This is a genomic window from Rhodococcus sp. T2V, from assembly GCF_029269925.1.
Lineage (GTDB): Bacteria > Actinomycetota > Actinomycetes > Mycobacteriales > Mycobacteriaceae > Rhodococcus_F > Rhodococcus_F koreensis.
This window is the reverse complement of the sequence record NZ_JARJBD010000025.1, coordinates 1-15,292: the sequence shown is the minus strand read 5'-3', so window position 1 is coordinate 15,292 and position 15,292 is coordinate 1. Positions and strand designations below refer to the sequence as shown.

Annotated in this window: 14 protein-coding genes; 1 reads left to right on the top strand and 13 read right to left on the bottom strand. The window is 68.8% G+C overall.

Annotation, left to right across the window (positions count from 1 at the left end; translation table 11 throughout):
* Positions 1-7: 7 nt before the first annotated feature.
* The 6 genes from P3H15_RS21460 to P3H15_RS21435 all read right to left on the bottom strand — a co-directional run bounded on the left by P3H15_RS21460 (position 8) and on the right by P3H15_RS21435 (position 6,867).
* Positions 8-949 carry a TAXI family TRAP transporter solute-binding subunit gene (locus P3H15_RS21460; protein ID WP_276139111.1) on the bottom strand — a complete coding sequence of 314 codons (942 nt, stop codon included), beginning with the start codon at positions 947-949 and terminating at the stop codon, positions 8-10.
* Positions 946-2,361, bottom strand: coding sequence for a HAMP domain-containing sensor histidine kinase (locus P3H15_RS21455; RefSeq protein WP_276139110.1), 1,416 nt, complete (start codon positions 2,359-2,361; stop codon positions 946-948). The genes P3H15_RS21460 and P3H15_RS21455 overlap by 4 nt, the downstream gene beginning before the upstream one ends.
* A gap of 1 nt (position 2,362) precedes the next feature.
* The gene (locus P3H15_RS21450; protein ID WP_276139109.1) at positions 2,363-3,022 is read right to left on the bottom strand and encodes a response regulator transcription factor; all 660 of its coding nucleotides are present in this window, start codon (positions 3,020-3,022) and stop codon (positions 2,363-2,365) included.
* A 15-nt stretch (positions 3,023-3,037) separates the two neighbouring features.
* On the bottom strand, positions 3,038-4,405 hold the full coding sequence (locus tag P3H15_RS21445) for an MFS transporter (RefSeq protein WP_276139108.1): 1,368 nt from the start codon (positions 4,403-4,405) through the stop codon (positions 3,038-3,040).
* Between the two features lie 138 nt (positions 4,406-4,543).
* Positions 4,544-5,698, bottom strand: a complete 1,155-nt coding sequence (locus tag P3H15_RS21440; RefSeq protein ID WP_276139107.1) for a CaiB/BaiF CoA-transferase family protein — start codon at positions 5,696-5,698, stop codon at positions 4,544-4,546.
* A complete protein-coding gene (locus tag P3H15_RS21435; RefSeq protein ID WP_276139106.1) occupies positions 5,695-6,867 on the bottom strand; it encodes an acyl-CoA dehydrogenase family protein in 1,173 nt (390 codons plus the stop codon). Before P3H15_RS21435 ends, P3H15_RS21440 begins: the two co-directional genes overlap by 4 nt.
* A gap of 148 nt (positions 6,868-7,015) precedes the next feature.
* Here P3H15_RS21435 and P3H15_RS21430 point away from each other — a divergent pair, with 148 nt between their 5' ends.
* Complete coding sequence (locus tag P3H15_RS21430) at positions 7,016-8,050, top strand: LacI family DNA-binding transcriptional regulator (RefSeq protein WP_276139105.1); 1,035 nt, start codon at positions 7,016-7,018, stop codon at positions 8,048-8,050.
* Positions 8,051-8,053: 3 nt separating this feature from the next.
* On the opposite strand, the gene P3H15_RS21425 is transcribed toward P3H15_RS21430, so the two are convergent.
* The 7 genes from P3H15_RS21425 to P3H15_RS21395 all read right to left on the bottom strand — a co-directional run bounded on the left by P3H15_RS21425 (position 8,054) and on the right by P3H15_RS21395 (position 15,125).
* The gene (locus P3H15_RS21425; protein ID WP_276139104.1) at positions 8,054-9,577 is read right to left on the bottom strand and encodes an acyl-CoA synthetase; all 1,524 of its coding nucleotides are present in this window, start codon (positions 9,575-9,577) and stop codon (positions 8,054-8,056) included.
* 46 nt (positions 9,578-9,623) lie between these two features.
* The gene (locus P3H15_RS21420; protein ID WP_276139103.1) at positions 9,624-10,232 is read right to left on the bottom strand and encodes a hypothetical protein; all 609 of its coding nucleotides are present in this window, start codon (positions 10,230-10,232) and stop codon (positions 9,624-9,626) included.
* Positions 10,233-10,403: 171 nt separating this feature from the next.
* Complete coding sequence (locus P3H15_RS21415) at positions 10,404-11,186, bottom strand: enoyl-CoA hydratase (protein WP_276139102.1); 783 nt, start codon at positions 11,184-11,186, stop codon at positions 10,404-10,406.
* A 43-nt stretch (positions 11,187-11,229) separates the two neighbouring features.
* On the bottom strand, positions 11,230-12,411 hold the full coding sequence (fahA, locus tag P3H15_RS21410) for a fumarylacetoacetase (protein WP_276139101.1): 1,182 nt from the start codon (positions 12,409-12,411) through the stop codon (positions 11,230-11,232).
* Positions 12,408-13,277, bottom strand: coding sequence for a hypothetical protein (locus P3H15_RS21405; RefSeq protein WP_276139189.1), 870 nt, complete (start codon positions 13,275-13,277; stop codon positions 12,408-12,410). Before P3H15_RS21405 ends, fahA begins: the two co-directional genes overlap by 4 nt.
* Entirely contained in the window at positions 13,274-14,473 is a 1,200-nt protein-coding gene (locus tag P3H15_RS21400; protein WP_276139100.1) for a homogentisate 1,2-dioxygenase, read from the bottom strand. The genes P3H15_RS21405 and P3H15_RS21400 overlap by 4 nt, the downstream gene beginning before the upstream one ends.
* A gap of 97 nt (positions 14,474-14,570) precedes the next feature.
* Entirely contained in the window at positions 14,571-15,125 is a 555-nt protein-coding gene (locus P3H15_RS21395) for a MarR family winged helix-turn-helix transcriptional regulator (RefSeq protein WP_276139099.1), read from the bottom strand.
* Positions 15,126-15,292 lie beyond the last annotated feature (167 nt).

Genomic DNA, 15,292 nt, shown 5'->3' with positions numbered 1-15,292 from the left:
AGACCGGTCACCCGTGGTGCCTGCGGTACGCCGCGGCCGCTCCGGGGTGCAGCGGCACGCCGGCGGTGACGATCAACGACTGCCGGTCCAGGAACTGGCTGCCGGTCGCCTGATCCGGCACCAGTTCCGCCGCGTGGTCGATGAGCGCCTCGACGATCGCGCCCGCGGCGCCGTCGGACACGGCCGGATCGGCGAGCAGCAGGTTCGCGAGACCGATCGTCGCGACCGACGTCTGCTGTCCGTACGTGCCGGGTGGAATCAGCACCGGCTCGTAGCGTGGGCCGAACCGCTCCCGCAGTAGTTCCAGTTCGGCGGACAGGTCGAGCAGTCGCAGCGGGATCCCGAGATCCGCGAACGACGGAGTCGGCACTCCGCCCGCCCACAGCACCGCGTCGACGGTGCCGTTCCGCAGGGCCTGCCCCGCATCGGTCATCGACAGGTGCAGTCGCGTCACGTCTTCCGGGCCCGCCAGGCCCAGGACGTCGAGGATGCGTTCACCCGTCAGTTCCGCTCCGGAGCCTGTGGCGCCCAGACTGATTCGGGCACCCCGCAGCTGCGCGGTGCCCGTGATCGCGGAATCGGCGCGCACCGCGAGCTGCATGTAGTTCTCGTACACCTTGCCGAGGGCGGTGAATGCGGCGCCGGCCTCCATGGCCGACACGGCGGCGTCGGCGAGGCTCAGTGCCAGTTCCGCGTCCCCGGACGCGAGCGCCGCCAGATTCTCCATCGACCCCGCGGTCCGGACCGGGACGATCCGCACCGGCAGTGCGGCACGTTCTGCGGCCGCGGCCGTCAACTGGGCGAACTCCCAGAAGAATCCGCCCTCCTCACCCGCGGCGAGTCGCAGCGGATCGGTGCCGCTGTCCGAGCACGCGGCGAGAACCGCACCCGTGGCCGCGGTGGCACCCGCCGCGAGGACGCCGCGCAGCAGTGTTCGTCGCGTGATCACGGCGCCACCGCCGGGAGTGTCAGGCTCACCCGGAGCCCGTGTGGCCGCTCCGCACCGATCGTCAGCGCCCCACCGCCACCCTCGACCAGTGCGGTCGCGATGGACAACCCGAGCCCGGTGCCCTGCTGCGCCGCCCCGGACCCGCGGAAGAACCGGGAAGACAGTTTGCCGATCTCGTCGTCGCTCACCCCGACCCCGTCGTCGCTGACCCGGATCTCGATTCCGGCGGCGGACCGTCCCGTGTCGATCCGGACCGTCGCCCCGCAGCCGGCGTACGCGTGCGCGTTGCTGAGCAGGACGTCCAGGACCTGGGACAGGTGACTGTCCCGGAAGTCCGCGACCAGCGGTTCGGCCGGCGGCCGGAACACGAGGGCCATCCCCGATTCCCCGAGAGCCTCCGTCCAGGCGTCGGCACGGTCCGCGAGGACGGCACCGACGTCGCACCCGCCGCGCGCGGACTCGTCCTCGCCGGCGTCGGCGGGTGATTCGGCGACGGCGAGCGCGAGCAGTCCGTCGAGGATTCCGCCGAGCCGATCGACCTCCATCCCCGTCCGGCGGTAGGTTTCGGCGCCGGCCTCGGCGACGTGCGGGCCGAGGGAGTCCAGCCGGATGTGCAGGGCCGCGAGGGGGTTCCGAAGTTGATGGGCGGTGTCGGCGATCAGCTGACGCTGCGCCTGACCCGACGCCTGGACGGCGCCCGACATGGTGTCGAACGCCTTCGCGAGTTCCTGCACCTCCGGCGGTCCGCTGTACCGGCCGGACGTCGGCCCGGAGGTGCGACCCGACCGCGGGCGCGGGGACGGGACCGCCTCGGTGAGTGCGCCGACCCTGGCGGTGAGCGCCCCGAGCGGGCGAACGGTCCACCGGGACAGCGCGATCGCGACGGCCGTGACCGCTGCCAGCGCGCCGAACGCCCCCGCGACGATCACCAGCCACGACGTCCGGATGGATTCTCGTGCGGCGCGGGTGGACACGTCCAGGACGACGGCGCCGTCGACCTGCGCCCCGGTGCCGACGGGCACGGCCGACAGCACGCGGTCCGCCGACCACGGGGTCAGCGAACCGCCGATCCCCTGCTTCTGGTTGCGCAGTCCCGCCGTGATCGCCGCGGTGACGTCGGAGTCGTCCGGCGACAGTCCCGCCCCGGCGCGGACGTTGCCCCTGGCGTCGACGATGAGGACGCCCTCGCCGTACAACTCGTGGTAGCGGGCCACCTCCTCGCGCAGCAGCGTGGTACTTCCGGGGGCCTGGGTCTGCCCGGCGAGGCTCGCGAAATGCGTCGCGTCCGCCTCCCGGCTCAGCCGCAGTGTCTGGGTCCGCCCGGCACTGGTGGCCAGCGCCAGCGGGACCGCGAAGGCCACCACCGCGACGGCCGCGAACACCAGCAGGACGGCGAGCACACGGCGGCGCACGTCAGGTACCCCAGCGGTAGCCGTACCCGCGGATGGTCGAGATGAGGCCGGGGCGGCCCAGTTTCGCGCGCAGCCCCGTCATGTGCACGTCGAGGGTGCGGGAGATGGCCACGTATGCGTCGCCCCACACGGCGTCCATCAACTGCTGGCGGCTCACGGCGGCGCCGGGGCGGGTGACGAGCACCTCGAGGAGCTCGAACTCCTTGGCCGTCAACGCCACCGGAGCGCCGCCGACCTCCACTTCGCGGGCGGCCAGATCGACCACCACATCGCCTTTGGTGACCGTCTGCGCAGATGAAGGTCCGGTCGCCCGGCGGCGCTGGGTCACGACGTCGAGCCGGGCCAGCAGTTCCGCGAGCCGCGCCGGCTTGACGAGGTAGTCGTCCGCCCCGCCGCGCAGCCCCCGCACCACCGATCGTTCGTCGTCGCGGGCCGTGAGGATCACCACCGGAACGTCGCTGACGGCCCGCAGCTGCCGGAGCACCTGCAGGCCGTCCGCGTCGGGGAGACCGAGGTCCAGGATCACCGCGTCCATACCGCGATGGCCCAGAAGGAGATCGGAACCGCGGCGCATGCGCACCGCCTCGTGGCCGTGGGTTCCCAGCGCCTCCACGAGTGCGTCGCCGACTCCGTCGTCGTCCTCGACCACCGCGATCTGCACGTCACTTCCCTTCGATCAGCTCCGCGAGTCGACCAACTCGACGTCGTCGTCCGGGGTGTCCTCCCGGCTGGACGTCCGGTCGAGGGGCGAACCGTTCGAAGTCTCACGCATGAAGACGTAGACGACGAGCGAGATGGCGATGCACCCGGTCACGTAGTAGAAGAATAGCGATTCGTGGCCTGCCCGCTTCAGGGCGAGGGCGACGGTCTCGACGGTTCCGCCGAAGATCGCCAACGTGAGGGCGTACGGCAGGCCGACACCGAGCGCACGGACCTTGGTCGGGAACAGCTCGGTCTTCACGATCGCGTTCACTGACGTGTATCCGGTGACGACGATCAGTCCCAGCATCATCAGCGCGAACGCGACCAGCGGATTCGTCGTCTTCCCGAGCACGGTCATCAGCGGCACGGTGAGGACGGTTCCGCCGACGCCGAAGAAGATGAGCAGCTTCCGGCGGCCGATGCGGTCGGACAGTGCGCCGCCGATCGGCTGCAACACGATGAACACCAGCAGGGCCGCGAAGTTGATCCACGCCACCGTGTCCTTGGAGATGCCGGACGTGTTGATCATGTACTTCTGCATGTACGTGGTGTACGTGTAGAACGCCACGCACCCACCGAGCGTCAGGGCGCAGACCAGCAGGCATTCGCGGGGGTACTGCAGCAGCATCCGCAGCGACCCCTCCTTCGGCCCACTCGCCGGCGCGTCGTCTTCGCGCGTGGCCTCCACCTCTTCGGTGAACGCCTCCGACTCGTCCATCGTGCGACGCAGCCACATCACCGCGACGGCACCGGCGGCGCCGATAACGAACGGGATCCGCCAGCCCCACGACTGCATGGCCTCCGCGGGCAATGTCAGCTGCAGGATGATCTGCACGCCCAGCGCGATCAGCTGCCCGGCGACGAGCGTGACGTACTGGAAGCTCGAGTAGAACCCGCGCCTGCCCGGCGAGGCGACCTCGGCCAGGTACGTGGCGCTGGTGGCGTACTCGCCGCCGACCGACAGTCCCTGCAGCATCCGGGCGATCACCAGCAGCACCGGCGCCACGAGCCCGATGCTCGCATAGGACGGCGTGACGGCGATGACGAGCGATCCCGCCGCCATCACCGTCACCGACAGGGTGAGCGCCGACCGGCGGCCGCGGCGGTCCGCGTACCGGCCCATGATCCAGCCGCCGATCGGACGCATGAGGAACCCGACCGCGAAAACGGCTGCCGTGGACAGCAACTGCGCGGTGGTGTCGCCCTCGGGGAAGAACTCCTTCGCGAAATACACGCTGAACGCCGCGTAGACGTACCAGTCGTACCATTCGATCAGGTTGCCGACCGAACCCTTCAAAACATTGCCGATGACTCGGCGCTCACCCGTCGATGTGGTGCTCACGCGGGACTCCTCTCGATGCCCTGGATCTCTGCGTTCACACCACAGTGGGTCACGTCACATCGATACGGAAGGGCCGCGGAGCCTTCCTAACAGTCCCTTAGGAAAGAGCCCCCGTGAGTACTTGTTAACCGCGGGCGGTTAACAAGTACTCACGGCTGGGGTGTCCTCGCCGAGCCGGGGCGGGGCGCTGCGGTAGCTCGCCGGGGTGGCGCTGAGCCGGATCGGGTTCGCCATCTGCCGCACCGGCCGGTCCCTTCGCGGGTCGTCGATCTCGACCACCGGATTCAGCCCGAGCCGCTCGGCGAGCGCCACCGCGTCGGCGATGTCGTTGAGTGGCCCGCACGGGACACCCTCCTCGGTCAGCTTCTCGAACCACACGTCCGCGGAGTCCGCGGACAGTGCGTCGGTGATGTCCCGGACCAGTTGCTCGCGGTGCGCCACCCGTTGCGTGTTGGTCGCGTACCGCTCGTCGCCGGCGAGTTCGGGAACACCGAGAACCTCGACGAGAGAGGCGAACTGACGGTTGTTCCCCACCGCGAGCACCAGCGGACGGTCGCCGGTCTGGAACACCTCGTACGGCGCGATGCTGGGGTGCCGGTTGCCCATCGCCTGCGGGACGACGCCGGCGCCCACATACCCCGAGGTCTGGTTCGCCAGGGCGGACAGCAGCGACGACAGCAGGTTCACCTCGACCCGCTGCCCCTCCCCGCTCCGGTCGCGGTGCCGCAGCGCCGCCAGAATCCCGACCGCGGCGTGCAGCCCCGTGATGACGTCGACGACGGCCACCCCGACCTTCGTCGGAACGCCGGGTTCCGGACCGGTGATGCTCATCAACCCGCCGACGGCCTGGATGAGCAGGTCGTATCCGGGGAGGTTGTTCTGGCCGCCGAACCCCGTCACGGAGCAGTACACGACGTCCGGATTGATCTCCCGCACGGCGTCGTAGCCGAGTCCGAGCCGGTCCATCGTGCCGGGCAGGAAGTTCTCCACCACCACGTCGGCCCGGGCCGCCAGTTCCCGCGCCTGTTCCAGGTCGACGGGGTCGCGCAGGTCCCACGCGAAGGACCGCTTGTTGCGGTTGACGGACTGGAAGTAGGTGGACTCGTCGCCCACCCACGGCGGACCCCACTGCCGCGTGTCGTCACCGACGCCGGCACGCTCGATCTTCACGACCTCGGCGCCGAGATCGGCGAGCAGCATCGTGGCGTACGGCCCGGCGAGCACCCGACCGAAGTCGGCGATCAGCAGGCCCTCCAGCGAAGCAGTCCGGGCAGATTCGAGCGACCCGCTCACCGGAACGCTGCCTCGCCCGTCAGCGCACGGCCGATCACCAGCTGGTGCACCTCGGACGTTCCCTCGTAGGTCAGCACCGACTCGAGGTTGTTGGCGTGACGGATCACGGGGTACTCCAACGTGATTCCGTTGGCGCCGAGGATGGTCCGGCACTCGCGGGCGATGGCGATGGCCTCGCGGACGTTGTTCAGCTTGCCCGTGCTGACCTGCTCGGGGCGGGCCTCGCCGCGGTCCTTCAGACGTCCGAGGTGGTAGGCCAGCAGGTGGCCCTTGCCGACCTCGAGGGCCATGTCGGCGATCTTCACCTGAGTGATCTGGTAGGCGGCGAGCGACTTGTCGAACACCTGACGGTCCTGCGCGTAGGAGATGGCGGATTCGAGGCAGTCGCGGGCGGCGCCCATCGCACCGAAGATGATGCCGAACCGGGCCTCGTTGAGGCAGCCCAGCGGGCCGGACAGTCCCTTGGCCTCCGGCAGCATCGCGGTTTCGGGCAGCCGGACGTCCTCGAGCACGAGCTCCGAGGTGACGGACGCGCGCAGCGACATCTTGTGCTTGATCTCGGGCGCCGAGAAGCCGGGGGTGTCGGTGGGCACGACGAATCCGCGGATGCCGTCGTCGGTGCGCGCCCACACGACGGCGACGTCGGCGACGGATCCGTTGGTGATCCACATCTTGGTGCCGTTGAGGATCCAGTCGTCACCGTCCCGCTTGGCGTTGGTGCGCATCCCTGCGGGGTTGGAGCCGAAGTCGGGTTCGGTCAGGCCGAAGCAGCCGATCGCCTTGCCCGCGGCCATGCGCGGCAGCCATTCCTGCTTCTGGTCCTCGCTGCCGTAGTGGTGGATCGCGTACATGGCCAGCGAGCCCTGCACGGACACGAGGCTGCGGATTCCGGAGTCGACGGCCTCGAGTTCGAGGCAGGCCAGGCCGTAGGCGGTGGCGCTCATGCCGGCGCAGCCGTATCCCTCGAGGTGCATGCCGAGCACACCGAGTTCGCCCAGCCCTTCCGCCAGTTCACGCACCGGCAGCGCCGCCGCTTCGAACCATTCGCCGATGTGGGGCCGGATCTTCTCGTCCGCGAATCGGCGCACGGTGTCGCGGATCGCGATCTCCTCGGTGTCGAGCAGCGAGTCGAGGGCGAACAGCTGGGACAGGGTCTGCGAGTCGGACATGTGTTCCTCCACGGGGCCGGTGGGGCTGATGTGCAAACGTTCGCGAGAACGATTGCACGAACGATTTCGTCACGTAGACTAAGTCGCGTTCCGGCGGACGTCAACCACGAGGCCGCCGGGTCCCCGACCCCGAGCGCGAGGATTGCCCGTGAACCTGCCGGATCGCCCGACCCGCACGTCCGGGCGTCCGCCGACACTCCGCGAGATCGCCGAACGTGCCGGCGTCCACGTGTCGACGGCGTCGCGGGTGCTCCGGCAACCCGAACCCGCCGACGGCTGGTCCGACGCCGCGCTGCGGGTCCGCGAGGTGGCGGTGGAACTCGGCTACCAGCCCAACCTGTGGGCCGCGAGCCTGCGCACCCGAAAGACCACCACCCTCGGCGTCGTCATGCCGCGACTCACCGACGGGGTGGTCGCGACCATGTTCCAGGGCATCGAGGAGACGGCCACGCAAGCCGGCTACTCCGTGCTGCTGTCGAGCCCACCCGACGACCTCGACGCCCAGCGCCGCGCCATCGAGTTTCTCGTCAGCAGGCAGGTCGACGGCCTGCTGCTCAGCAGCCTGCACAGTCCCGGACGCGAGTTCGTCGACTCACTGTCGGTGGGGTCGCTGCCGATGCTGCAGCTCAATCGGCACGCCGATGTCGGTCTGCCGTTCGTGTCCGGCGACGACCACCGGGGCGGCTACCTCGCCGGACGCCACCTCCTCGACCGCGGGTTCACCGAGATCGCCGCCATCGCCGGCCCCGACCATGCGAGCACCTCCCGCGATCGGCTCGCCGGATTCCGGGACGCGCTGGCCGAGAACGGCATCGAACTCCGGCCGGATCGCGTGGTCCGCTCCGACTTCGACGTGTCCGGCGGTGTCGCCGCCGCCACCGTTCTCCTCGAGTCGGATTCGCGCCCCGAGGCGATCTTCACCGTCAGCGACACCATCGCGATCGGCGTCCTCGGCGTCGCCCGCGACCTCGGGTTGCGGATCCCCGACGACCTCGCACTGGTCGGGTACAACGACATTCCGGTGGTCGCCCAGTTGCCGGTGCCGCTGACGACCGTCCGGTCACCCGCCCGCCTGATCGGCGCGACGGGGGTGCGTCACCTCCTGTCGCTCATCGCGGGCAACGACGTGGAATCGGTGAAGCTCCCGGTCGAGCTGATCGAGCGGGCGTCCACCAAGAAGTAGTAGTCAGAGTGTCGCCCGCAGTTCCCGCTTGAGCAGCTTTCCGCTCTGGTTGCGGGGCAGTTCGTCCACGAACACCACCTGCTTGGGCACCTTGAACGGCGCGATGCGCTCTTTGACGTGCGCGATCAAGCCGTCCGGGGTCACGCCGGACGCGTCCTCCCGCAGCACCACCACCGCGGTGATCGCCTCGATCCACTTCTCGTCCGGCGTCCCGATGACGGCCACCTCCGCCACGTCCGGGTGTGTGTAGACGGCGTCCTCGACCTCCCGCGACGCCACCAGGATGCCGCCGGTGTTGATGACGTCCTTGATGCGGTCGACGACGGTGATGTACCCCTCCGCGTCCCGCGTCACCAGATCACCGGAGTGGAACCAGCCGTCGCGGAACGCCTCCGCGGTGGCGTCGGGATTGTCCCAGTACCCCAGGCACAGCTGGGGCGAGCGGTAGAGCACCTCGCCCGGCGTGCCGTCCGGAACGTCGTTGCCGTCCGGATCCACCACCCGGGTCTCGACGAAGAACACCGCCTTGCCGCACGACGACGGCCTCTCCTCGTGCTCGGCGGGCTGCAGCACCGTGGCGAGCGGCCCGATCTCGGACTGTCCGAAGCAGTTGTAGAAGCCGAGGTCGGGGTAGCGTTCGCGCAGCCGGTTCAGCACCGTCACCGGCATGATCGACGCACCGTACTGCGCCTTCTTCAGCGACGACAGGTCGCGGGTCGCGAGATCGGGATGTGTGGCGAGCGGCACCCACACCGTCGGCGCGAGGAACAGCGAGCCGATGCGATCCGCCTCGATGCGACGCAGGATCTCCGGGATGTCGGGGGTCTGCATCAGATGCACCGAGGCACCCACCGACAGATACGGCATCATGAACACGTGCATGCCCGCCGAGTGGTACAGCGGCATGCAGATCAGCGGATTGTCACCGTCGTCCAGCGCGAGGGCGATCACGGAGGACACGTACTCGTGCACGAGTCCAGCGTGAGTCATCATGGCGCCCTTCGGCTTCGACGTCGTCCCCGACGTGTACAGCAGTTGCGCCAGGTCGGTGGACGCGACCGGCACGGCCACGGCGGGCACGTCGCCGGAGCCGCTGTGGGCGAGCAGGGAATCCTCGGCGTCACGCAACGGCACCACGTGACGCAGGTCCAGCCCGTCCCGAATCGAGTCGAGGGTGCCCCGCAGCGCCGGATCGACCAGCACCGCGGCGCTCCCGGACTGCGACACCAGGTAGGTCAGCTCTTCGCCCTTGAGCGCATAGTTGACGGGGACGTGCACGAGACCCGCACGCGCGCAGGCCAGAAAACCGATCGTGTACGCGTCCGAGTTGGTGCCGTACGCGGCGACGCGCTCACCGGCCGACAGTCCCAGCGACTGCAGGTAGGCGGCGGCGCGGCTGACCGCGTCGTCGAGTTCCCGGTACGTCCACGTGCGGTCCTCGAACGACAACGCCCTGCGGTCGGGGAACTTGGCGGCCGAGCGCCGCAGCACTCCGTCGACGGTATCGGTGCGCGCATCCAGACTCATGCACGAAGGTTATAGGACGTCCAACTACCTTGCCGGAGGTTTCGGGCTACCTCCCAGCCGACACCAGCATCGGCGAATGCATGTCGTAGTACGTCACGTCGTCGGTCAGCCGGCCCTCCTCCTCGAACAACGACCTCAGGTCGTCCGGAATCTCCATCTTCTCGTGGGAACGGGCCTCCGCTTCGGACGTGAAGTACACCGCCTCGACGTACCCGCCGTCGCCGTACGTGCACAGCGTTCCACCGAGGATCTCCGGCCGCAGCTCGTGCACCCGGTCGGCGGACTCGTCCAGCAACTCCCGCATCCGGTGCGCGTCCGTCGTGTGGCCCTCCATGACCTGCACGAACGTCGCGTCGTCCGAACCGCCGCCCATCCACTCGGCCACCTCGGGGCAGTCCATGAAGGACACCGGGCCGTCGAAGCACCGCTCGGTCTCCGCCCACCAGGCGCTCTGCTCGGGGCGCTCACTGTTGAGCCGGGCGGCCTCTGCCGATTCGAATCGCGCCAGCGCGATGAACGTTCCGTCGTCGCACAATCCCTGGGTGCATCCGAGGAAGCCCGTCGCCCCCGGACGCACGTCCTCGGTCCAGCGGTCCATGCACCGGACGAGGCCGGCCTCGTCCGACACCTTTCCTTGAATGATTTGGATGAACATCGATGTCACCTCCCGCGGGACCGTCGCCCCGCAGTGAGAACATTCTCGGTGGCCGGCCTGTCGCGGTCCACCGTCGGCGGGCGCCGACGGCCCGCGGCCGCAGCCACTGCACCCCTGATCTTTCGCCGGTTCGCTACACCACGCAATGCAGGCAGGGCCTGTCGCGGAGGGCTATTTTCCCTGCCACTGCGGGGTGCGCTTCTCGACGAACGCCTGCATGCCCTCCTGGGCGTCGCAGGTGACGGCGTTGGTCGCCATCGTCTCGGCCATCGCCTGATACGCCTCGCCCTGGGGAAGGTCGATCTGGCGGTAGAACGCCTGCTTGCCGATCTTCACGGTGAGCGGGCTGGCCTTCGTGATCTTCGCGGCGAGCGCCCGGGTCTGTGCGTCGAGGTCCTCCGGTGCGACCACCAGGTTCACCAGACCCCAGTCCGCCGCGGTCTCCGCATCGATCGTCTCGCCGGTGAGCAGCATCTGCAGTGCGCGCTTGCGTCCGATCGCGCGGCTCAGCGCCACCATCGGCGTGGAGCAGAACAGTCCGATCTTCACGCCCGGCGTCCCGAACACGGCGTTCGACGACGCGACGACAAGGTCGCACGACGCGGCGAGCTGACAGCCCGCCGCGACCGCCGCACCCTGGACGGACGCGATGACCGGCTGCGGAATCTCCTGCACGGCCTGCATCATCTCGACGCAAGTGTCGAAGATGGTCTGCTCGTCCTCGAGTGTGCGGCCGATCATCTCCTTCAGGTCGTGACCCGCGGAGAACACCGGTCCTGCAGCCCTGATGACGACGACGCGGGTGGTGTCGTCGTCGCCCAGCTTCCGAAGCGCTGCGGTGACGTCCCGCATGGCCTCGGACGACAGCGGATTGCGCTGCTCGGGGCGGTTCAGGGTGAGGAACGCGACGCCGGTGTCCGGCAAGGCAGTGGTCTCGACGAAGTTCTCGGTCATGACTACTGCCTACCACCCGTGAGTACTTCTTAACCGCCGGCGGTTAAGAAGTACTCACAGGGGGAGCAATGCGGGCCCGCACCTCACCGAAGCCGATGCGGGTGCCGTTGGGGCCCGGTGCGGTGGCGGAGATGGCGATCTCGTCGCCGTCCTCGAGGAACGTGCGCTTCTCGTCCCCCACGACGACCGGTTCCTGCCCACCCCACGTCAGTTCGATGAACGCGCCGCGCTGGTCCTTTTCGGGTCCGGAGATGGTGCCCGACGCGAACAGGTCACCCGTGCTGGCGGCGGCGCCGTTGACCGTGGTGTGCGCGAGCATCTGCGCCGGCGACCAGTACATCTGCGCGTACGGCGGCCGCGACACGACGTGCCCGTTCCACTCGACGGCCAGGTCGATGTCCAGACCCCACTTCTCCTCGCCGCGCAGGTACGGCAGCGGCTGCGGATCCTGGATCGGGGTGTCGATGCGGGCCGCCTCGAGGGCCGCCAGCGGCACCACCCACGGGGAGATGGACGTCGCGAAACTCTTCCCGAGGAACGGGCCGAGCGGAACGTACTCCCAGGCCTGGATGTCGCGGGCGGACCAGTCGTTCACGACGACCGCGCCGAACACGTGGTCCGCGAACCGATCCGGCGTGATGGTCTCCCCCAGCTTCGTCGGGACGCCGACGAGGAAGCCCATCTCGGCCTCGATGTCGAGGCGCCGGGACGGCCCGAAGTCGGGGGCGTCCTGATTCGGGGCCTTGCGCTGCCCGCACGGCCGGACCACGTCGGTGCCCGACACGATGACGGTGCTCGACCGCCCGTGGTATCCGACCGGCAGATGCTTCCAGTTGGGCATCAGCGGTTCGGAGTCGGGGCGGAACAACCGTCCGAGGTTGGTGGCGTGATTCTCGGACGCGTAGAAGTCGACGTAGTCGGCGATGGCCACCGGCAGGTGCATCGTCACGTCCTCGACCGCGAACACCGCGGTGTCGGCGACGTCGCCCTGGACGAGTTCGGTGATCTGCCGGCGAACCTCGCTCCAGCGGGCAGGCCCCTGCGCCATGAACGCGTTGAGGGTGGGCTGCGCGAAGACGTCGTCACCCAGGGTGGCGGCGAGATCCACCACGGAATCCCCCACCCGCACACCGACCCGGGGGGCCGAGTCCGCGATCGAGAACACGCCGTACGGCAGGTTCTCCAACCCGAACAGCGAATCGGCGGGAATGTCGAGGACGGTCATGCGTGGGCTCCTTCATCGGCGGAAGCGTGTTCATCGGAGAGGGCGGACGACGGCACCAGGTGCAGTGCGACGAGATCCTCGAGGGGCTCGAGGATGCTGCACGTGCCGAAGGATCGGAAGGCGGTGCGGACGGCGCCGACGGCGTCTGCGGGGAGGTCACTCAGTTCGCGGGCGATCCGGGTGCCGTCACGCTCCGCGAGGGTCGAGGCCACCCGGTCGGTGTCGGCGCCGTCGAGTGCGTGCCGGGTGGCGAGAAGCACGTTGAGGAAACCGTGCTGCTCGAAACCGGTGCGCGGATCGGTGTTGCGGACGGCGTGGTGCAGTCCGGCGGTGGCCTTGAACGGGACGCGCGTCGTGACGGCGGCGCGCACAGCCGACGCGAGTTCGCTCTCGTCCGGGTATGCCTCGGCGACAACGCCTCCCGTGCGGAACTTCGCCGCGAACGGGCGGCCGACGAGTGCGGCGAGGAAGTCGGCCCGGCGCTCGCCGCGCGGAACCTCGACGAACACCTCACAGCCGGAGGTCAGGTCTGCCGCGGCGTCCAGCGCGGCGAAGAACTCCGCGGCCGTCTGTTCGGCGGTCGGCGCGATCTCGAGCGCGACGGCGGTGGCACCGTCGATCTGCGCGAGGCGGTCGAGTGCGGGTTCGAGGGTTGCGGGGCCACCGGGCAGTGTCAGGCTCAGCTCGATCGCGCCGGCTGTCAGTTCGTCCAGCCGGGCGACGGGGAACACGAAGGGGCCGACGAGGTCTCCGTACGGCGCCGACAGATGCCTGGTGTGCGCGGGCAGAGCGTCCGGTAGCGGCGCGTTTCCGGGCGGAAACAGGGCGGCGTCGTCGCAGAGACCGGAGAAGAGGGCGGGGATCACTGCTTCGGCCCCCGTCCTGCCCAGGTCCACGCGTAGCCCGAGTCCTCGCAGGCCAGTGCGCCCTCGCCGAGTTCGAGCGGACGGAACGTGTCGACCATGACGGCGAGTTCGTCGAAGAATTCGGCCCCGATGCTGCGTTCGTACGCGCCCGGCTGCGGTCCGTGCGCGTGGCCGCCGGGGTGGATCGAGATGGACCCCTGCCCGATGCCGGAACCCTTGCGCGCCTCGTAGTCGCCGCCGACGTAGAACATGATCTCGTCGGAGTCGACGTTCGAGTGGTAGTACGGCACCGGAATCGACAGCGGATGGTAGTCGACCTTGCGGGGCACGAAGTTGCAGATGACGAAGTTGTTGCCCTCGAACGCCTGATGCGCCGGCGGCGGCTGGTGCACACGCCCGGTGATCGGTTCGTAGTCGGAGATGTTGAACGTGTACGGGTACAGGCACCCGTCCCAGCCCACGACGTCGAAGGGATGCTGCGGGTACACCATTCGCGTGCCGACGATCCCGTGCGACGTCCGGTGCTTGACGAGCACCTCGACGTCCGTGCCCTCGGACTGCAGCGTGTCGGACGGTCCGTGCAGGTCGCGCTCGCAGTAGGGCGCGTTTTCGAGCAGCTGACCGAACCGCGACAGGTACCGCTTCGGCGGGACGATGTGGCTGTTGGCCTCCATTGCATAGGCGCGCAACGGTTCCGGGCCCTGCGGGATCCAGCGGTGCGTGGTCGACATCGGAATCAGTACGTAGTCGCCCTGCTTCGCCTCGAGCGAGCCGAACACGGTTTCGACGGTGGCGGCACCGGATTCGACGTACACCATCTCGTCGCCGATCGCGTTGCGGTACAGCGGCGACTCCTTGGCGGCGACCACGTAGGAGATACGGACGTCGGCGTTACCGAGGATCAGCCGGCGTCCGGTGACCACGTCCGTGTCGGCCCAGACCGTCTCCGGAAAGAGGTCGTGCAACTTCAGGTGGCGCGGCTTGAGCGGGTGATTGGGGGTGGTGCTCTGGTCGGGCAACTCCCACACCGTGGCGTCGACGATCGCCGACGGGATGTGGCGGTGGTAGAGCAGCGAGGAGTCGGAGGAGAAGCCCTCTTCTCCCATCAACTCCTCGAAGTAGAGCTGACCGTTGCCGTCACGGTGCTGCGTGTGCCGCTTGGGCGGAATGTTGCCCACGTGCCGATAGAACGCCATGACCGGCCTCCCTAGAAGTGCGTGTCCGTAGTAGTAAACACATTAACTAAATTGAGGGCGTGATGGCAAGGACAGATTTTCCGGAGGCACAGCAGGGTCAGTTGCGGCCGCGGACGTCGAACTGACTGCGGTTGGTGATCAGCTTGTCGAGCAGCATGACGAGAATGCGCTGCTCCGGCTCGGTGAGGACGCTCGCCCAGGCGTGTTCGCGCTCGTTCTGCTCACGGTAGATCTCGCCGATCTCGCTGCGGCCCTTCTCGGTGAGCGACAACTGGACCGACCGGCCGTCCCGCTCATCAGGGGACCGCTCCATCAGACCCCCACTGACCAGCGTTTTCGTCAGATTCGACACGGCGGCCCGGCTCATGCCGGTGAGCTTGGCGGCAGTCTTCGACTCGACCGGACCCGCCAGCCACGTGACGAACATCAGCCGGAACGCTGACCACGACAGCCCGCGCGGTCGGTGGATCGACGACTCCAGGTCGTACGTCACCACGTTCGACGCGCGGTTCAACGTCAGGAGCACCTGGGTGGCGAGTTCGTGCGTCGAACCGTATTCGGTGCTCAGACGCCTGTTCGCGAGTTCGATGAACGACCAGAAGTCGAGGCTCTCGGGCACCTCGAGAGGCACCGGCGCTACGTCATCGGTCATGGGGGGAACCCTATCGCGAGCGGGTGGCAGGCCCAGCGCCCGCCGCCTCCGCTTTTAGTATATCTATGAACTAGTTGCGCTGACGCGCCTGTGAGTACTTATTAACGTCGGGCGCTGGCTGTCAGCATGGTCGTGAGACACCTGGCAGTCAGCGTGGGGAGCGGAGT